This is a genomic window from Rhizobium sp. AB2/73 (assembly GCF_020871915.1).
In the GTDB taxonomy this organism is placed as follows: domain Bacteria; phylum Pseudomonadota; class Alphaproteobacteria; order Rhizobiales; family Rhizobiaceae; genus Rhizobium; species Rhizobium dioscoreae.
In genome coordinates, this window is sequence record NZ_CP067072.1 from 559,925 (window position 1) to 578,149 (window position 18,225).

The window sequence follows — 18,225 nt, forward strand, 5'->3', positions numbered from 1 at the left end:
GGCTCCTCGGATTATCTTTCGCCACGGCGATAGGCTTGCATCAGCGCCTGCGGCACGCGGGCGCGCCTGCTCATGACGGCTAGGGCAACGATGGACAGGATATAGGGCGTCATCAGGAAGAGCTGATAGGGCACGCCCTGCACCGCGGTTTGCAGGCGCAATTGGAATGCATCGAAGAAGGCGAAGAGCAGGGCACCGAACAGCGCCCGGCCCGGCCGCCAGGACGAAAAGACGACGAGCGCGATGCAGATCCAGCCGCGTCCCTGCACCATCGTCGGAAAGAAGCTGTTGAAGGCGGAAAGCGTCAGGAAAGCGCCGCCCATGCCCATCAGGGCACTGCCGGCGATGATGGCGCCATAGCGGATCCTCATCGGGTTGAGACCCTGGGCCTCGGCCGCATGCGGATTTTCGCCGGTCATGCGGATCGCAAGCCCGACCGGAGTGCGGAAGATGAGGTAGGCCATGACCAGCGCCACCAGGATCGCGAGATAGGTCGGTGCGGTCTGCGTGAAGAGAGCGGGGCCGATGAAGGGCAGGGTGGAAAGCCCGGGAATGGCGATCGGCTGAAACGGTGTGATGGTTGGCGGCGTCCCGGCGACGGGAACGATCAGCCGGAAGACGTAGTAACTGAAGCTGGATGCGAAAAGCGTCACGCCGAGGCCGGAAACATGCTGCGACAGGCCAAGCGTCACCGTCAGGGCCGAATGCAAAAGCCCGAAAATGCCGCCGGCAATCGCCGCGATGAGAAGGCCGGTCCACAGATCGGCACCGTGATAGACGGAGAGCCAGCCGATCATCGCGCCAAAGGTCATGATGCCCTCGATGCCGAGATTAAGAACGCCGGCCCGCTCGCAAAGAAGCGCGCCGAGCGTGCCGAAGATCAAGGGTGTCGCAATCCGCAACACGGCAGCCCAAAGCCCGGCCGATGCGATGATGTCGAACAGCGTGTTCATCGGCGGATCCTGTACTGCGTGAAGAACAAGGCGATCAGCATCGTCAGCAGCGACAGGGCCACCGTGACGTCGGCGATATAGGTGGGGATGCCGAGACTGCGGCTCATGCCGTCGGCGCCGACAAACATGGTGGCGGTAAAGATCGCCGCAAGAACGACGCCAAGCGGGTTGAGGTTTGCTAGCATGGCGACGACGATGCCGGCATAGCCGAAGCCAGGGGACAGATCGGTCGTGACGTAACCTTTGACACCCATGACTTCGATGGCGCCTGCAAGGCCGGCAAGCCCGCCCGAAAGACAGGCGACCTTGACGAGGGTCGAACCGAGACGAACGCCGGCAAAAGCGGCGCCCGAGGGATTGAGGCCCGCTGCCCGCGACTGCATGCCGAAAACGGTACGCGACTGAACGAAATAGACGATTGCCGCAATGATGATCGCAATTGCAAAACCGATATGAAGGCGCGATCGCGCAATCAGCTTCGGCAGCATGGCGTGATCCCCAAGTGCCTGGGATTGTGGCCAGCCAAATGCCGTCGGGTCCTTCAGCACGCCGTCGATCAGCATGGAGACGAAGAGAATGGCGATGAAATTCAGGATAAGGCTGGTGACGACTTCGTCGACGGAAAAGCGCAGCCGCAGCCATAGTGGCAGGAGGATCAGGACCATGCCGGCAATGGCGCCGATCACCATCAAGAGCGGGATAAGGATCGGGCCGGGCAGGTCGGCGAGCATTTTCGACCCGAAGGCCGCAACGGCAATGGCGCCGAAATAGAATTGTCCCTCGGCGCCGATATTCCACAGACGGGCGCGAAAGGCGACCGCGGCGGCGAGACCTGTTAGTATCAACGGTGTGGCGCGCGTCAACGTCTCCGTAGCTGAAAGCCGAGAGCCGAATGCGCCAAGCAGAATCCGCCGATAGGCTTCGAGGACCGGTGCGCCGGCAATCGCGATCAGTATGCCGGCGAGTGCAAGGGCTGCGATGACCGAAAGCACAGGAGCGAGGATCATCATAGACAGTGGACGGTGCTCGCGCCGTTCAAATCGCATGATCGACCCCACTCTTTTCTTTCCATTCTCCCGCCATCATCAGTCCCAGCAGGCGCGCATCGGCCTTATCGGCATCGATAGGCGCCGAAAGGCGTCCGCCGACGATTGCCTGGATGCGATCGGCCAATGCAATGACCTCGTCTAGGTCCTCCGAGATCAAGAGAACGGCAGTGCCCTGTCGGCGCGCTTCCAGAATGCGTCCGTGAACGGCGGCCACTGCACCTTCGTCCAGCCCGCGCGCTGGCTGGGCGGCTATCAGGATTCGTGGTCGCTCATGGAGATTGCGACCGAGGATCAGCTTCTGCATATTGCCGCCCGATAATAGCCGGGTGCGTGTCGCAGCATTGCCGCCGCGCACGTCGAATGCCTCGATGATCTCCTGCGCAAAGGCCATGCCGGCACCTTTGTCGACCAGACCATGCTTCGAATAGGAAGGCAGGCGCTCGAGCACGGCATTCTCCCAGATCGCCATTTCGCCGATGGCACCATCACGGTTTCGGTCTTCCGGAATGCGCCCGATGCCAGCCTCGATAATCGCGGCAACGTCGAGATCGCCGACGGGCTTGCCGAACAGAAGAAGCTCGCCGGATGAGCGATTCGACGTGCCGGACAGGATTTGTCCCAAGGTCGCCTGACCATTGCCCGATACGCCAATGATCCCCAGAACTTCGCCGGCCCGGACATGGAAGCTGATATTTTTCAACCGTTCGACGCCACCGGTCTTGACGATGATATCGCGAGCTTCGAGCACGATGTCGCCCGGCGTCGACGCTTCGCGGGTCGGGCGTGTGACTCGATGTCCGACCATCAGTTCCGCAAGCTCGGCCTTGCTGGTCTGAGATGCCTGTCTTTCGGCCGCGACCTTGCCGCCGCGCAGGACGACGATGCGATCGGCCGTCGCCATGACTTCATCGAGCTTGTGCGAGATGAAGATCAAGGACAGGCCTTGTGCGGCCATCTGTTTCAGCGTCGAAAAGAGCTTTTCTGCCTCGATCTGAGTGAGAACGGCGGTCGGCTCGTCGAGGATCAGGATGCGCGCATCGTTGTAGAGCGCTTTCAGGATTTCCACCCGCTGCTGTTCGCCGACCGAGAGATCGCCGAGGCGGGCATCCGGATCGACTTTCAAACCGAAGCGTTCGGCAATCGCCAGAAGTTTGTTGCGGGCCGCTGCCGTTTGGGACTTGAGCGACCAAAGTGCCTCCGTGCCCGTCATGATGTTTTCCAGCACAGTCAGGTTCGGCGCGAGCGAGAAATGCTGATGCACCATGCCGACGCCGGCCCGGATCGCCGCGCGCGGCTTGCCCTGCGGCAATTCCGCATTGTCGATCAGGATGCGACCGGCATCGGGCACATAGTGCCCGAAGAGGATGCTCATCAGTGTCGTCTTGCCGGCGCCGTTCTCGCCGAGCAGGGCAACGATCTCACCCTTTGCTAGAGACAGCGAGATATTGTCATTGGCAATCGTGCTGCCGAAGCGTTTGCTGACACCTTCGATGGAAAGGACAGGGATGGTCATGCCGGAAAGCCTGCAATCGGGTAGCGATGCTGCCAACGTTGCTCAGCCTCGAGCGCGGATGCAAGCTGCAGCAACAGCTTATCCTCACCCATGGGGGCCATCAGTTGGACCGGCAGCGGCAATCCTTCCGCATCCTCGCCGAAGGGAAGTGTGATGGCCGGAAAACCGGAAATATTGGCGAGCGCGGCAAGAGGGGCGAAGGATGTCATGCGCTCGAGGTGCAATTGAGTGTCCGAATGATCCGTCGGAAAGGACCCGATGGGTGGCGGTGCCGAAGCGAGCATCGGCATGACGATGACGTCGAGCCTGTCGAAGATTTCCCACAGAATGCGGCTAGCCTTCACGGCGCCATTGAGGGAGCTCCAAAGGACTGTTGCCGGCATGGCGCGTCCGCGCATGATGAAGGCTTGCGTCATCGTCTCGGTGAGACGCGTGTCCAGTTCGAGATCGTCAATCAGGTGGGCGATATTGACGGAAATGATATCACCAAAAGCGCGTGCGCTCGCTTGAACGGCGCTTTCCATCTCATCCCAACGGATGGATATCAGCTCGTTTCCCCGGCTTTCGAGGAAACTGGCCGCTGCTTCCACCGCTTGGGCCCGATCCTGTTCGATTGCGTAACGCTGGCCGGTGTCTGCAAGGAGTCCAATGCGAAGCTTACCCGTCTTGGGCGCGGATTGAGTGATATCCGCGAACGGTCCTCGTGTTCGACCTCGCACGGCATCGAAAATCCGTGCGGTATCGCGTACCGAGCGGGTGACTGCGAGTTCGCTGGCGACCCCGCCGAGATGATTGCCGAAGGAGGGGCCGGCGGGCACGGCGCCGCGAGTCGGTTTCAGCCCGACAAGGCCGCAACAGGCGGCCGGCACGCGGATCGAGCCGCCCGCGTCCGTCGCGTGCGCGATCGCCACGATGCCGGCGGCAACTGCGGCCGCGGCACCGCCCGAAGAGCCGCCGGCCGTTCTGCCTTGGTCCAGGGGATTTCGGCAGATCGGACCGATTGCGGGCTCTGAAGTGAGGGAAAAACCGAATTCCGGACTGGTGGTCAAGCCGAAGGCGCAGAGACCGGCATCGCGAAAACGCTCTGCCAAATCGCTGTCCGCGCCTTGACCCGTGCGGGCGAAGAGGCGCGAGCCTGCCGTCACCGGCAGTCCCGGGAAGGGGCCGCCGAGATCCTTGGCAACCGTCGGCACGCCTGAGAACGGCCGCAACGCAAAACGCTCCGGATGCTGCGAGGCTTCCTTATCCATGGCGTGCGCTGCCGCAAGCCCGGCTTCAGGATTGACATAGGTAATGGCTCCAAGCTCATCTTTCATGGCGCAGGCGGCAAGCGCCGCCTGCATGGCATCCACACAGGTAAGCTTGCCGGACTTGATCGCGCCGGCCAGCTCCGTGGCGTCAGTGAATGACGGTCTGGTCATGATCGAGCCGAAGGATTACTTCGGCTGATCCGCTATCTTCGGCACTTCGAAGCTGCCGGCCTTGATGTCGGCGCGGACCTTCTCCATCGCAGCTTCGGCCTCTGCTGGTGCTGTGCCCTTCACATAGACGATGTCGCTGCCGCCTTCCTTCATCAGACCGTAGGCCGTGTAGTTGCGGCCGACGGGCTTGCCGGCGGCGACGTCGGCGATCGCCGCATTGAGAATGGGGCGGAAGTACCACATGGCATTGGCGAAAACGGTGCCGGGATAGCGCGGCGTGTAATCGATCAGCGATCCCACCGATTTGATATGCCGCTCCTTGGCGGCATCAGCCGTACCGATGCGCTCACCGAAGAGCACGTCGGCACCGGCGTCGATCTGCGCGAGACCGGCTTCACGCGCCTTCGGCGGGTCGAAGAAGGTGCCGATGAAGGAGACGAGGTGCTTGCAATCGGGATTGACCGCTTTGACGCCCGCGGCAAAGGCATTGATCAGCATGTTGACTTCGGGAATCGGGATGGCGCCGACGGAGCCGACGACGTTCGACTTGGTCATCTTGCCCGCCAGCATACCGGCGAGATAGGCGCCATCATAGTTCCAGGTGCCGAAGACGCCGAAATTGCTCCCGGCAGCCTCGCCGCTGGACCCGAGAACGAAAGCCGTATCCGGGTAGTCGGCAGCAACCTGGCGTGCTTCCTTCTCTACAGCATAGGCCTCGCCGATGATCAGCTTGTTGCCCTGTTCGGCATATTCGCGCATGGCACGCGGATAGTCCGTGCCCGAAACGCCTTCGGAAAAGACATATTCGATAACGCCTTCCTTGGCGGCATCCTGGAGCGCCTTGTGAAGACAGGAGTTCCACGCGTTTTCGACCGGCGAGGCGTGAATGCCTGCGACCTTGAGCGGCGCTGCGGCGCGGGCGACTGGCGCAAGAGCGCTGACGCCGAGCGCGATGCCGGATGCGATGACAGCGCGGCGTGACAGTATGATTTCATTGGTCATTTTTAAGTTCCCCTGCTTTTTGATCATTTGGTAAAAACCATAGGAGGGGGCTAAAAAAGTGTCAAGCAATTGGCGTGCTCAATTAATATGCGGGAGCGCTCGAAATCTGCTCGTCGCTGATAGAATTAGATAACCCGAGCGGGTATTCAATTGTTTTTCGCGCGACCACCGTTCGTGGTCTAGCGAGCAAGCATAATGTCAACCTGCAATACGGTCGATCATATGTGCAATCGCTGCGCGATAGCGATCCGCATCACCCCCCGCATCGATGGCGAGGGCGGCGCGATCGAAGGCCGCTGAGAGAATGTCGGCGAGGGCCTCAACGGCGATATCCGACCCCTGCCCACGACTGAGCGCTGCTTCCAGACCATGTTTCAGTGTAAGGGTGGTGGTTTCCTCATCCAGCTGCTTCATATCGACAAAACCAAGCACAGTCGGTCCTTCAATCAGCAGAAGTCGCGTGCGGCCGACAACCCGCATTGCATCGAGATAGGCGTTGCTGCCGGCGATCAGGGCGGCGCGGGGCGCAAGATGATCAGGGGTTGCCTTTTCTATGGCGCGGGTCACCGCCAGAGCTTCCTCTGTGACAACTGCGCGAAACAGCGCACGCTTGTCCTCGAAATGATGATAGAGCGCGCCGCGGGTGATGCCGGCGGCGGCCACGATCTCCGGCGTCGAGGTCTCGGCATAGCCCTTTTCCACGAACAGGGCGCGGGCAGCCGCGATGAGTGCAGCCTTGGTCTTTTCGGTTCTCTCGCGGTTGGAGCGCGGATCTTGCATGCATGCAGCCTGTATGTTATTCGAAATAATACAGACAGATTGTATGTCTTTTACGGGAGGAAGTGAAGCATGAAGGTAACGAGCTACTATCCGGTAATCATGACTGAGCGCGTCGAGGAGACCGCTGCCTTTTACGTGAAGCATTTCGGCTTCCAGGAGAGTTTCACCAGTGATTGGTACGTCCATCTACAGTCGGCTGAGGACAGCGCTGTCAATCTCGCCATTCTGAATGGGCAGCATGAGACGATTCCGCCGCAGGGGCGTGGTAAGGTCGCAGGCTTATTGCTCAACTTTGAAGTAGATGATGTCGATGCCGTTTATGCGCGCTTGCGGGCGGCCGGCCTGCCGATTCTGCTTGCCGTCCGCAACGAGGATTTCGGTCAGCGTCATTTCATCACGTCCGATCCGAACGGCGTCTTGATCGACATCATCAAGCCGGTACCGCCAAGTGCGGAGTTCGCATCTCTCTATGCCGAGCATGCACTTCCGCAGAATCGTTAAGGTGCTGGGCGCAATCGATAAAATCGCGCGATGCGACTCTATCTTTGATTAACTAGGTCGCTTCACCCAATATTTCGGTTTTCATGCGATAAAACGGGCCAGAGGTAAGGTGACCCATGCAAGAGCTCCCGGTTTCGTCAAAAATCATCAAATCAGTCTATTTCCGCCCGGATGACGGACGGCTTTATATCCGCTTCAAGAACGGCGAGGAACGTCAATTCACCGGCGTTCCGCAGAAGGTGGCGATCGCCATGGTGAAAGCGCCGTCGCCCGGCCAGCACTATATCGAGCATATCCGCACCCAGTTCGAACGAGTCGCTTGAAGTGAGAGCCGCCGGCTGATCGGCGTCCTCGCTTTGAAGGAGCCAGCTCGTTCGTTTTCCATCACGAAGTAGAACGAGCTTTATGTCTCGGCGCATTGATAAACACTAAGTTGCGCTATCTATGTCACTCATAACCACCTTTCAGGGAGGAAGATGCGTGATTGATGAGAAGCAGCTTATTTCCAAGATCACCTGGAGGCTTATGCCCTTTTTGGGCATCCTCTATCTGATCGCCTATATCGATCGCCAGAATGTCAGTTACGCCAAGCTTGAGATGGTCGATGCGCTCGGCATGAGCGAGTACGCCTATGGCCTTGGCGCGTCGCTGTTCTTCATCGGCTATTTCATCTTCGAGGTGCCGAGTAATCTGCTTCTGGACAGGTTCGGAGCCAGCAGGTGGTTTGCACGCATTCTGATCTCCTGGGGCGCAGTTACGGTCGCGCTTGCCTATACGCAGAATGCGACCATGTTCTATATTCTTCGCTTCCTGCTGGGCGCTTGCGAGGCCGGGTTCTTTCCAGGCGTACTCTATCTGCTGACCCTTTGGTATCCTTCGGCCTATCGCGGCACGATGGTCGGACTTTTCATGATCTTCAGCGCTTTCGCCAATGCGATCGGCGCGCCGCTTGGTGGCGTGCTGCTGGACTTGAACGGCCTTTATGGTATTGCCGGCTGGCAATGGGTCTTCCTGGTGACCGGTATCCCAGCCATTATTGCCGGCTTCATCACCCTGTTTTACCTGCCGGATCTGCCATCCAAAGCGACGTTCCTCGACAACACGGAAAAGAACTGGCTGAAGGACCGGCTCGCGGTGGAAAATTCCGGGATGGAGCAGAACGCCGCCGACGGCTTTAAGGCTCTCGTCAATCCGCGCGTGCTGTTGATGGCGCTTTGCTATATCGGTTTCCCGCTCGCCGCCTATGGCCTCAGCTACTGGCTGCCGACGATCGTCAAGAATTTCGGCGTCAGCAACACGACGAACGGTTTCCTGAACATCATCCCGTGGATTCTCGTCGCCATCGCTCTTTATGCCGTGCCGCGTGCAGCGGACAAGGCGGAGTCCAAGACGCCCTATATCGTCATTCCCGCGCTGGTCGGCGCCGTAAGCCTGGTGTTATCCGCCGTTATTCCCGACCATACGCTGCAGTTTGTTTTCCTCTCCATTGCGGCGGCTGGCATCTTCGCGGGTCAGCCAGTGTTCTGGAGCTTGCCGTCGCGCTTCCTACAGGGAGCGGGTGCGGCAGCAGGCCTTGCTGCCATCAATTCAGTCGGCAATCTCGGCGGCTTCATCGCTCAAAACGTCGTGCCCTGGATCAAGGATTCCACGGGAAGCACGATCGCGCCGATGTTCTTCTTGGCCGCCTGCCTTCTGATTGCGGTGCTGTTGGTCCTTGTGATCGGACGCATGATACCGCGCACACCCCGGCCGGAAGATTTTGGCAATCCGAACGCAGCCCGCGTGAAATGATTGCGCTCATGCTTGCAAAGGCAGCCGCCAAATGAGAGGGGCGGCCCGACGGCCGCCCCAATTTTTCAGGTGCTGATATCAAGCTCACGCAAAGGCGTAGGAACCATCCGGGCGTTTGGGCACGCGCCGCTGCCAATGGATATAACCTTCCTCTTCCATGGCCTTTTCGTCCATCTCGACGCCCCAGCCGGGCCGATCGGGTCTAAGCTCGAGATAACCGTCCCTCGGCAGATAGGGGTCGACGACATAGCGGGTTTCGCCTTGTCGCTGTTCGACTTCGTTGCCGCCATAGACGTAGGCCTGACCCTTCGGCAGCCGGTATTCGAGTATCCGAAAGTTCTGTGCGGCGGCCGAAAAATGCACGTTGACGGCGGTCGCGAGCGGCCCCATCGGATTGTGCGGAGCTATTCCGACGAAATGCGCTTCGGCGATCGTCGCGATGCGCCGCATCTCGCTGATGCCGCCGACGACGCAGATGTCGGGCTGGATCAGGTCGGCGCCCTTGACCTGCAGCAGGCGCAGGAACTCGTTGCGATTATAGAGGGACTCGCCGGTCGCCAGCACGCAATTGAGGCCCTGTTTCAGCTCGCCCCACATCTCGATGTTTTCGGGCCGGAGCGGCTCTTCATAGAAAAGCGGGTCATAAGGAGCCAGCGCATTGCCGAGCTGGCGGGCGGCGACCGGCTCGAAGATTTTCGCATGGGCGTCGAAGGCGATCTCGTAGTCGTCGCGCACGGTCTCGCGCAGCGAACGGAAATAGTCGGCCGATGCCTTGACGACATTGCCCCAGCGATGGGCGTGCATGTCGATGCGCCATGGGCTGAGTTTGAAGGCGGAAAAGCCCCATTCGGCGTTCAGACGGTCGAGCTCATCGCGCGCAGCCGGCGCATCCGGTGCGGTGTAGACGCCGGCATAGACCTTGATGCGATCGCGCACCGCGCCGCCGAGCAGCTTGTAGACCGGAACATTGAGGGCTTTGGCCGAGAGATCCCAGAGGCAGTGATCGAGCGCGGAAATCGCCGAAAGCCCAAGCGCGCCCGGCGGGAAGCGGCTCTGCTGGATCAGCAGGTTGACGAGATAGTCGATCCGGCTTGGATCCTGACCGGCGAGGAAACCGTAGAGATAGTCGAGAATCGGCGGCAGTGCCAAATCGGGGCCGTGATTGTAGCACTCGCCCCAGCCCGTCAATCCATCGTCCGTATCCAGCGCCACGATGACGCGCGGGCGATCCTTATCGCGGGTCACGAATACCCGCATGCGGTCGATCTTCATCTTCTCTTCCTTCTATCGATTGACATGAATGCGGCATGGGAGCTGCCGCAGGTGGGGAAATCGTTGCGCGCATCGCGGCGAAGCCTGGCTCGTGGAAAATGGGCATTGCGGCGTTGTCGAGGGAAGGCATCAAGCCGCGCTCCCGTTCTTCACGGTTTCGGGCTCGACATAGCGGAACCGCCGCGAGCGATCCCTGTCGCGAGGGTCGGGGCGCGGGATCGCCGAAATCAGCGCCTGCGTATAGGCATGTTCGGGTGCATTGCAGACCTTGTCGGCATCGCCGACCTCGACGAGGCGCCCTTTATACATGACGCCGACGCGGTCGCACATGTAGCGGATGACGCCGATATCATGACTGATGAAGATATAAGCGAGGCCAAGTTCGTCCTGCAGGCGCATGAGGAGATCAAGCACCTGCGAGCGGACGGAAACATCGAGGGCCGAGGTCGCCTCGTCGGCGACGATCACGCGGGGATTGAGGGTAATGGCGCGGGCAATGCCGATGCGCTGGCGCTGGCCGCCTGAGAAGGCATGCGGATAGCGCTCGCGCGCCCTCGGATCGAGACCGACTTGTTCCATCAGATGGCAGACGCGCTCGTCGAGTGCCCGGCCCCTGGCGATGCCGTTGACGAGCAATGGCTCACCGATGATCTGCGAGACCGTCATGCGCGGATTGAGCGAGCCGAATGGGTCCTGGAACACCATGCGCAGCTCGCGGCGCGCTGCCGCAAGGGCCGCCCCCTTGGCGCTTGCGAGATCGGTGACGTCGCCATCGGCGCGGCGATAGAGAATTTCGCCTGCACTCGGATCGATAAGGCGCATGATCGAGCGGCCCATCGTCGTCTTGCCCGATCCGCTCTCGCCGACGATCCCAAGCGTTTCGCGCGGCAGAAGCGAGATCGAGACGTCGTTGAGAGCACGAACCTCGCCGAAGGCCATCGATACGTTGCGCAGTTCAAGGATCGGAGCAGCGGTCTTGTCGAGCGGCGGTCGTGCCAGCCGGATTTCGGCCTTCCTCTCGAGCTTCAGCACCGAGCCGATCAGCATGCGGGTATAATCGTCCTTCGGCGCATGGAAGATCTGCTCGACCGGACCGTATTCCCTGACGACGCCATTGTGCATGACGAGCACGTCGTCGGCGATCTGCGCGACCACGCCCATGTCGTGGGTGATGAACAGCACCGCCATGCCATTGCCTTTCTGCAGCCGGGCAATGAGGTCGAGGATTTCAGCCTGCGTCGTGACATCAAGTGCCGTCGTCGGCTCGTCGGCGATCAGAAGCTGCGGCTTGCAGGCAAGCGCCATGGCGATCATGGCACGCTGACGCATGCCGCCCGAATATTGAAAAGCGTAGCGGTCAATCGCCTTTTCGGGCGAGGGGATTTCCACCTGTTTCAAAAGCGAGATCGCCTCGGCGCGTGCCTCGGTCTTGCTCATCCTCGTATGGAGGCGGAGCGCCTCCATGATTTGATCGCCGACCGTGTGGACCGGCGAGAGCGATGCCATCGGCTCCTGAAAGATCATGGCAATGTCGCGCCCGCGGATCGATCTGATCTGCCGCCCGCGCGGATTGAGTCTGACGAGATCGACCGAACTGCCGCCAGCACCGTTGAGAATGATCGAGCCGCCGGTGATGCGGCCGGGGGCATCGACGATCTGCAGGATCGAGCGTGCGGTAACGGATTTGCCCGAGCCGCTCTCGCCGACGACGCAGAGCGTCTTTCCGGGTTCGATCGCAAAGGAGAGATTGTCGACCGCGCGGAAAATACCCGTTCGCAAGGGGAAGTCGACGGTGAGATTCTTGACCTGCAGCAACGGGCGGGAGGTGTTCATGGAAACGATATCGGTCATGCCCGCCTCATTTGTTGTAGGGATCGGCCGCGTCGCGCAGGCCATCGCCGAGAAGGTTCAGGGCCATGACGGCGATGACGACGGCGACACCCGGTAGAAAGAGCCATGGTGCGGTTGCGATCGAGCGGATGTTCTGCGCCTCGCGCAACAGCACGCCCCAGGAAATCGTCGGCGGCTGCAGGCCAAGCCCCAGGAAGGAGAGGGACGTCTCGGCTAGGATCATCGCCGGCACGGCAAGCGTGATCGAGGCGATGATGTGGCTGGCGAAGCTCGGCAGCATATGGCGGAAGATGATGCGCCCTTCGCTGGCGCCGTCGAGCCTGGCCGCGGAGACGAACTCTTCCGTGCGCAGTGACAGGAAACGGCCGCGCACGACGCGGGCAAGCTGCGCCCAGCCGGTCAAGGACAGGATGATCGTGATCATCATATATTGCAGCGCCGCCGGCCAGCCCTGCGGCAGGGCCGCCGCCATGGCAAGCCAGATCGGAATGGTAGGCAGCGACAGGACGAAATCGATCAGGCGCTGGATTAAGAAGTCGAGCTTTCCGCCGTAATAACCTGAAATTCCTCCCAGAACGATACCAAGCAGAAGCGAGAAGAACACGCCGACGAGGCCGATCGACAGCGAAATCTGCGCACCTTGGACGGTGCGGCTGAAGACGTCACGGCCGATCCGATCCGCGCCGAACAGCAAAAGTGGTGTCGTCTTGTCCGAGGAGGCCAGCAGGTGAATGTTGCTCGTGAAGAGGCCGAGTACGGAATATTCGTAGCCGCGACCGAACAGGCTGATTGAGACGCGCTTGGTCGTGTCTTCCTTGAAGATCGGCGCAAGCGTTTCCGGATCGCGTGTGAGCTTTAGCGGATAGTAGTGCAGCCCGAAGGAAAAGCCGTTGTCCGTATCGAAGAAATGCACCTTCTGTGGCGGGTGAAAGGTTGCGCGTGCATTCTGCTGATTGGGGTCATTGATGGCAAAGAAGCCGGGCGCGACCGCGACGATATACATCAATATGGTGACGACGAGGGCGACCATGGCAAGCTTGTGGCGGCGGAAAGCCCACCAGATCAGTTGCCATTGCGAGGCGACGGCGTTTCGGTCGGGGCGCAGATTTGTGACGGCGAGATCGGCCATGGGCTGCTCCTATTCCAACCGGATGCGGGGATCGACGAGGGCAAGCAGAATGTCACTGATGAGTGACCCGATCAGCGTCAGCGCGCAGATCAGCAGCACGAAGGCACCGGCCAGATACATGTCCTGCGCCATCAGCGCCTGCAGCAGCAATGGCGCCGCCGTTGGCAGGTTGAGAACGATCGCGACGACGACTGAGCCCGAAATGAGATTGGGCAGCAGCCATGCGATGGTGGAGATGAACGGATTGAGCGCTATGCGCAGCGGATACTTGACCAGCAGCCGGAACTCGGAGAGGCCTTTCGCGCGCGCCGTCGTCACATAGGGTTTCGGCAGCTCATCGAGCATATTGGCGCGCATGACGCGGATGAGGCTTGCGGTAGAAGAAACGGCAAGGATGACGACCGGCAGCCACAAATGCGAGAGCAGATCCACCATCTTGGCGATGCTCCAGGGGGCCGTCTCGAATTCGGTGGAGAACAGACCGCCGACATCCTGGCCGAACTCGACGGCTGCGACATACATCAGCACCAGCGCCAGTAGGAAGGAGGGGATGGCAAGCCCGAGAAAGGTGAAGGCGGTAAAGAAATAATCGCCGATCGAATATTTCTTGACGGCGGAATAGACGCCGATCGGCAGCGCGATCGCCCAGGTCGCTATCAGCGCTGCAAGCGCCAGAATGAGCGTCAGCGCCATGCGCTCCCAAATCAGGCCCGAGACCGGTTGCTGCCATTCGAACGAAATACCGAAATCGCCGCGCGAAAGAATGCCCCACATCCATTTCAGATATTGGATGAGCATCGGCTGATCGAGGCTGAAGCGTTCGCGCAATTGCGCAGCTGTGTTCTGATCGACCACTTCATTCGAAGAGGCGAGCGTGGCGATATAGGTCGTCACATAGTCGCCGGGAGGCAGCTGGATCAGCACGAAGGCCAGGAAGCTGATGGCGAAAAGGGATGGGATCATCCACAAGAGGCGTTTACCGATGAAGACCAGCATGGCTGTTTCTCGCAATGAGTGCTGCCGCGGGCAGCTCCGCATCAAGGAAAGCGCCGCCCGTGCAAGGCGGCGCTTGATCGGCGTAATCAACTGGTGAAGAAGAATTGCTGCGGCATGGCCGGTCCCGGATTGGGCCAGGACCAGCTGTCCGGCTGCTTTTCCGGAACATTGTGCAGGTTATTGCGGATGATGCCGAAGCCGCCGACGGCAAGGCAAAGTCCAACGGTTTCAAATTCTTCGGCGGCGATGTCGAAGATCTGCTTCATGACGGCGCCGCGCTTGTCGAGATCGGCCGTCGAGCGTGCCTCGTCGAAAAGCTTCATGCGCTTCTTTTGGCTCTCCGGCGGCTCCTCGCCCTGTTTGCCGTTCGACGTATACCAGACCGACCATGGAATGGCGTAGCGCGAACCCTGCGGGTGGAAAGCGAAGAAATCGCGCGGATCGAGCATCGGATCGAGGCCGCCAGGCCCCGGCCAGACCTGGGCATCATGGGCATTGTCGTCGCCGCGGGTGTAGTAGAGCGCACGCTCGATCGTATTGACCTTCATGTCGACGCCGATCTGGGCCCAATGCGCCTTCACCAGTTCGAGGGCATCGACCAGATCGGGATAGAGGGTCGGTATGACGTCGACGGCGAAGAAGACTTTCTGGCCGTCCGGCCTCAGGCGGAAGCCGTTTGCATCCTTCTTGCCGTAGCCGGCCTCATCGAGCATGGCTCCGGCCTTGTCCGGATCGTAGTTGGTGAATTGACGGGCATATTTTTCATTGTACCAGGGATGCTCCGGTCGCGGCCCGGCCTGGTATCCCTCGCTCTGACCGAAATAGACGATGTCGATTATTTCCTGTCGATTGATCCCGAGCGAGAGCGCCTGCCGGACCGACTTGTCGGCAAACATCTTGCGCATGGCCGGATCTTTATGGGTGATGTTGAAGTAGATCTGGCATTGCTGCGAGGTGGAAGGGACGAGAGTTAAAAGGCGATAGTCGCCCTTCTTCATGTTCTGCGAGAGCGTCGGCTTATTGGCGAGCACGCTGATATGGCGCTCCTGAATATCGATCTTGCCGGAAATGACGTTCAGCATCAGCGATTCCACATCCTGCGAGATGCCGAAATTGATCTCGTCGACATAGGGAAGCTGGTTGCCCGAGGTATCGACCTGCCAGAAGTATGGGTTGCGGGTCATGACAACACGGGTTGCGCCGCCGGTATAGGGTTCCTTGACGACCCAGGGATCGAGCGTCGGCTTGTCCGGATTGCCCCAGCGTGAGGGGATTTCGATGTCGCCGCAGCGGGCGCGGAAGAGTTCGGGCCAACTGCTGACGCCGGCCTTCTTCGCATCCTCCGCGACGTTCGGATTGTATTTGGGCAAGAACTGGCTGCAATAGTGCTTCGGAAACAGCGTTGGATGCTGGCCGAGCGGGGTTGCGAGATTTTCCAGATAAAGCGCGTTCGGAGCGGCAAAGGTGAATTTCACCGTATAGTCGTCAATCTTCGTGACATCCACCGCCTTGCCGGCAACGGAGAGCTGAGCGGGCGTCGCGCTATAGAGATCGGTATTCTTGACGCAGTCTTCGATTGCAAAAACGACGTCATCCGCCGTGAATGGCTGACCGTCGGACCAGCGTGCGCCTTGAATGAGATAGAAGGTGAACTGCGAGGCGTCGGCATTGACGTCCCAGCGCGCGGCGAGGTTCGGCAGGACCTGCGTGAATTCGAGATTCCAGCGCACCAGACTCTGGTTGCCCACCATACGCAGAATGCCGTTGTGGTCGGACGAGCCTCGCAGGCCGCGCCGTAAGGTGCCGCCATAGGTCCCGACTTTCTCATAAGGGGTGACGACCATCGGCTTTTTCGGCAGCCGGTCGGCCAGTGGCGGCAGCTTGCCATCCTTGACGAGCGCAGCCAGGGCGGGTGCCTCACCGCCTGCATCGGCAGCGTTGACACGACCGGCCAGAGACAGGGCTGCCATGCCCGCCATGCCGCCGAGGACGGCGCGCCTGCTCACGCCGCGGGACAATATTTCATCGCGCATCGAATCCCTCCCGTTTTGATTTCGGCCGGGCTTTGCCTCGACCGATGCGACAGGCTCCCGTCCCGTCGCCATGCACCCCTCAGGCGCAGCGTCGAGACCATATTACGTTCTCAGATAATTACAAGAGTTGACAGATTTTTACAGATTTAGTAGCCCTGTCGCGCAGGAAATGCGTTATGGCTGTCGCCGGCCAGCATTCATGAAGGACGATGATGAAACTCTCTGTCGCCAACGATTCCGGTGCGGGCGCGACGCGCTTCGGCGACATCATCTATGAGAGAATCGTCGCCATGATTGCGGACGGAACCTTTCCGGTGAATGAGCGGCTGCCGGCGGAAGCCAAGCTCGCGGACATGTTCGGCGCGTCACGACCCGTCGTGCGCGACGCCCTGGAGAGGCTGCGCGCCGACAGCCTCATCGTGTCCCGCAAGGGGTCGGGTTCCTATGTGAGGCAAAGGCCGGATTCCTCGGTCCTGAAAATGGTGCCCGTAGGGTCGCTTGCCGATGTCCAGCGCTTTTTCGAATTTCGCGCCGGGCTCGAGGCCGAGGCCGCCGAGCTTGCGGCGCGCAACTGGCAGGCTGATGACAAGGAACGGATCACTGCAGCGCTTCAAAAGATCGAACAATGTCTTCGCGAGGGCCGGCTTGGCGCGGAAGAGGATCAGGAGCTACACGACGCCATTGCGATCGCGACCGGCAATCAGTTCCATATCACCGTCCGCGAATTGTTCCGGCCGCATTTTGCTATCGGTCATTCCGTGACCCGCAGCCTCAGCCTCAAGCGCACGCCCGAGCAGATCCGCAGTGTTCAGGATGAGCATGCCGTCATCGTGCAGGCGATTTTCGCGCGGCAGGAGACTGAGGCTCACGATGCCATGAAGCGACATATCTTGAATGCACGCGCCCGTATGTTCCAGGGCGTATAGGGAATTGGATGGGCGAAGGCGAGGTGATGACTTCTTTACGCCTCGTCGTTTGTGTCCCGATGAATGATAAAGGGTAAGGGTAGGAAGATGAGTATTGAAACCATGCGGCAGGTGCTGACGGGCGTCTCCGGTGTTCCGGTCACAGCCTATGATGGGAGTGGCGAAGTGGAACCGCGCGTAACCGCTCAGGTCTATCAGCGGGTAGCGGCTGCCGGGATTCATAACATCGTCGCAGCGGGCAATACGGGCGAATTCTATGCACTTACTCCGGGAGAGATCCGCCAAGTTCACGAAGCTGCGATTAAGGGTGTTGACGGCAAGGCCCCGGTGACAGCGGCGATCGGCCGTTCATTGCGCGAGGCGATCCAGATGGCGAAGGATGCTGCCTCGATCGGTGCCTCCGCCGTCATGTCGCATCAACCGGTGGATCCGTTCGCCGCACCCGGCTCGCAGATCGACTATTTTCGCGATCTAGCGGAGGCCTCGCCGCTCCCGCTCGTTGCCTATGTCCGTGCCGAAGGCTTCAGCGTCGACGACATGGTCCGTCTGGCCGGTCACGGCAACATTGCCGGCATCAAGTTCGCGACAACGGATCTGATGCTGCTTTCACGGGCGATAGCAGCTTCCGATCCGAACGGCGCGCTGTTCGTCTGCGGTCTCGCTGAGAGCTGGGCCCCGACATTCGCCGCCGCCGGCGCAAGGGGCTTCACCTCGGGCCTCGTCAATGTTGCTCCGAAACTGTCGCTTGCTGTGCATGCGGCTTTGGAGAAGGGCGATTTTGCCGCTGCCCGCGCCATCGTCAACAAGCTCGAGCCCTTCGAACGCATGCGCACCAAGTTTCGCAACGGAACAAACGTCACCGTCGTCAAGGAGGCCGTCACCTTTTCCGGCCTGAAGGTTGGCCCTGTTCGCGTTCCCGGCGTGCCGCAGCTCGATGTGAAGGATCGCGAGGAGCTTTTTGCCTTGTTGCGCAATTGGCAGGAAGCAGGCGAATTTGCCACCGCCTGA

Annotated in this window: 16 protein-coding genes; 5 read left to right on the top strand and 11 right to left on the bottom strand. The window is 60.3% G+C overall.

The genetic code is table 11. The features are described from left to right. Nucleotides 1-11 precede the first annotated feature (11 nt). The 6 genes from I8E17_RS22275 to I8E17_RS22300 all read right to left on the bottom strand — a co-directional run bounded on the left by I8E17_RS22275 (nucleotide 12) and on the right by I8E17_RS22300 (nucleotide 6,718). Entirely contained in the window at nucleotides 12-953 is a 942-nt protein-coding gene (locus I8E17_RS22275; RefSeq protein ID WP_069614518.1) for an ABC transporter permease, read from the bottom strand. Further along, complete coding sequence (locus I8E17_RS22280) at nucleotides 950-1,999, bottom strand: ABC transporter permease (RefSeq protein ID WP_069614517.1); 1,050 nt, start codon at nucleotides 1,997-1,999, stop codon at nucleotides 950-952. Before I8E17_RS22280 ends, I8E17_RS22275 begins: the two co-directional genes overlap by 4 nt. Then, the gene (locus I8E17_RS22285; protein WP_113366316.1) at nucleotides 1,989-3,515 is read right to left on the bottom strand and encodes an ABC transporter ATP-binding protein; all 1,527 of its coding nucleotides are present in this window, start codon (nucleotides 3,513-3,515) and stop codon (nucleotides 1,989-1,991) included. Before I8E17_RS22285 ends, I8E17_RS22280 begins: the two co-directional genes overlap by 11 nt. Further along, complete coding sequence (locus tag I8E17_RS22290) at nucleotides 3,512-4,936, bottom strand: amidase (RefSeq protein WP_069614515.1); 1,425 nt, start codon at nucleotides 4,934-4,936, stop codon at nucleotides 3,512-3,514. The genes I8E17_RS22285 and I8E17_RS22290 overlap by 4 nt, the downstream gene beginning before the upstream one ends. Nucleotides 4,937-4,951: 15 nt before the next feature. Then, complete coding sequence (locus I8E17_RS22295) at nucleotides 4,952-5,938, bottom strand: BMP family protein (RefSeq protein ID WP_069614514.1); 987 nt, start codon at nucleotides 5,936-5,938, stop codon at nucleotides 4,952-4,954. Between the two features lie 198 nt (nucleotides 5,939-6,136). Then, nucleotides 6,137-6,718 (bottom strand): TetR/AcrR family transcriptional regulator, encoded by a 582-nt coding sequence (locus I8E17_RS22300; protein ID WP_069614513.1) that lies wholly within the window; start codon nucleotides 6,716-6,718, stop codon nucleotides 6,137-6,139. Nucleotides 6,719-6,787: 69 nt separating this feature from the next. Here I8E17_RS22300 and I8E17_RS22305 point away from each other — a divergent pair, with 69 nt between their 5' ends. The 3 genes from I8E17_RS22305 to I8E17_RS22315 all read left to right on the top strand — a co-directional run bounded on the left by I8E17_RS22305 (nucleotide 6,788) and on the right by I8E17_RS22315 (nucleotide 9,010). Next, on the top strand, nucleotides 6,788-7,219 hold the full coding sequence (locus tag I8E17_RS22305) for a VOC family protein (RefSeq protein WP_069614512.1): 432 nt from the start codon (nucleotides 6,788-6,790) through the stop codon (nucleotides 7,217-7,219). 116 nt (nucleotides 7,220-7,335) lie between these two features. Further along, nucleotides 7,336-7,542 (top strand): KTSC domain-containing protein, encoded by a 207-nt coding sequence (locus I8E17_RS22310; protein ID WP_069614511.1) that lies wholly within the window; start codon nucleotides 7,336-7,338, stop codon nucleotides 7,540-7,542. A gap of 157 nt (nucleotides 7,543-7,699) precedes the next feature. Next, a complete protein-coding gene (locus I8E17_RS22315; RefSeq protein ID WP_069614510.1) occupies nucleotides 7,700-9,010 on the top strand; it encodes an MFS transporter in 1,311 nt (436 codons plus the stop codon). A gap of 84 nt (nucleotides 9,011-9,094) precedes the next feature. Here the strand turns inward: I8E17_RS22315 and I8E17_RS22320 are convergent, their stop codons facing one another. The 5 genes from I8E17_RS22320 to I8E17_RS22340 form a co-directional block, all read right to left on the bottom strand. Continuing rightward, the gene (locus I8E17_RS22320) at nucleotides 9,095-10,282 is read right to left on the bottom strand and encodes a galactarate dehydratase (RefSeq protein WP_069614509.1); all 1,188 of its coding nucleotides are present in this window, start codon (nucleotides 10,280-10,282) and stop codon (nucleotides 9,095-9,097) included. Nucleotides 10,283-10,411: 129 nt separating this feature from the next. After that, a complete protein-coding gene (locus I8E17_RS22325; protein WP_069614508.1) occupies nucleotides 10,412-12,133 on the bottom strand; it encodes an ABC transporter ATP-binding protein in 1,722 nt (573 codons plus the stop codon). Between the two features lie 7 nt (nucleotides 12,134-12,140). Continuing rightward, complete coding sequence (locus I8E17_RS22330) at nucleotides 12,141-13,262, bottom strand: ABC transporter permease (protein WP_069614507.1); 1,122 nt, start codon at nucleotides 13,260-13,262, stop codon at nucleotides 12,141-12,143. A 9-nt stretch (nucleotides 13,263-13,271) separates the two neighbouring features. Then, complete coding sequence (locus I8E17_RS22335; RefSeq protein ID WP_069614506.1) at nucleotides 13,272-14,258, bottom strand: ABC transporter permease; 987 nt, start codon at nucleotides 14,256-14,258, stop codon at nucleotides 13,272-13,274. A gap of 86 nt (nucleotides 14,259-14,344) precedes the next feature. Next, entirely contained in the window at nucleotides 14,345-16,291 is a 1,947-nt protein-coding gene (locus I8E17_RS22340) for an ABC transporter substrate-binding protein (protein ID WP_069614505.1), read from the bottom strand. A 212-nt stretch (nucleotides 16,292-16,503) separates the two neighbouring features. On the opposite strand from I8E17_RS22340, the gene I8E17_RS22345 reads away from it, so the two are divergent. Together I8E17_RS22345 and I8E17_RS22350 are read left to right on the top strand one after the other, a co-directional pair. Then, nucleotides 16,504-17,217, top strand: coding sequence for a FadR/GntR family transcriptional regulator (locus tag I8E17_RS22345; RefSeq protein WP_069614737.1), 714 nt, complete (start codon nucleotides 16,504-16,506; stop codon nucleotides 17,215-17,217). Nucleotides 17,218-17,304: 87 nt separating this feature from the next. Continuing rightward, entirely contained in the window at nucleotides 17,305-18,225 is a 921-nt protein-coding gene (locus I8E17_RS22350) for a dihydrodipicolinate synthase family protein (RefSeq protein ID WP_069614504.1), read from the top strand.

Bases quoted from the DNA above. Each gene is read 5' to 3' on its own strand.
- I8E17_RS22275 (WP_069614518.1), bottom strand. From the start codon at position 953: ATGAACACGCTGTTCGACATCATCGCATCGGCCGGGCTTTGGGCTGCC.
- I8E17_RS22280 (WP_069614517.1), bottom strand. From the start codon at position 1,999: ATGCGATTTGAACGGCGCGAGCACCGTCCACTGTCTATGATGATCCTC.
- I8E17_RS22285 (WP_113366316.1), bottom strand. From the start codon at position 3,515: ATGACCATCCCTGTCCTTTCCATCGAAGGTGTCAGCAAACGCTTCGGC.
- I8E17_RS22290 (WP_069614515.1), bottom strand. From the start codon at position 4,936: ATGACCAGACCGTCATTCACTGACGCCACGGAGCTGGCCGGCGCGATC.
- I8E17_RS22295 (WP_069614514.1), bottom strand. From the start codon at position 5,938: ATGACCAATGAAATCATACTGTCACGCCGCGCTGTCATCGCATCCGGC.
- I8E17_RS22300 (WP_069614513.1), bottom strand. From the start codon at position 6,718: ATGCAAGATCCGCGCTCCAACCGCGAGAGAACCGAAAAGACCAAGGCT.
- I8E17_RS22305 (WP_069614512.1), top strand. From the start codon at position 6,788: ATGAAGGTAACGAGCTACTATCCGGTAATCATGACTGAGCGCGTCGAG.
- I8E17_RS22310 (WP_069614511.1), top strand. From the start codon at position 7,336: ATGCAAGAGCTCCCGGTTTCGTCAAAAATCATCAAATCAGTCTATTTC.
- I8E17_RS22320 (WP_069614509.1), bottom strand. From the start codon at position 10,282: ATGAAGATCGACCGCATGCGGGTATTCGTGACCCGCGATAAGGATCGC.
- I8E17_RS22325 (WP_069614508.1), bottom strand. From the start codon at position 12,133: ATGACCGATATCGTTTCCATGAACACCTCCCGCCCGTTGCTGCAGGTC.
- I8E17_RS22330 (WP_069614507.1), bottom strand. From the start codon at position 13,262: ATGGCCGATCTCGCCGTCACAAATCTGCGCCCCGACCGAAACGCCGTC.
- I8E17_RS22335 (WP_069614506.1), bottom strand. From the start codon at position 14,258: ATGCTGGTCTTCATCGGTAAACGCCTCTTGTGGATGATCCCATCCCTT.
- I8E17_RS22340 (WP_069614505.1), bottom strand. From the start codon at position 16,291: ATGCGCGATGAAATATTGTCCCGCGGCGTGAGCAGGCGCGCCGTCCTC.
- I8E17_RS22345 (WP_069614737.1), top strand. From the start codon at position 16,504: ATGAAACTCTCTGTCGCCAACGATTCCGGTGCGGGCGCGACGCGCTTC.
- I8E17_RS22350 (WP_069614504.1), top strand. From the start codon at position 17,305: ATGAGTATTGAAACCATGCGGCAGGTGCTGACGGGCGTCTCCGGTGTT.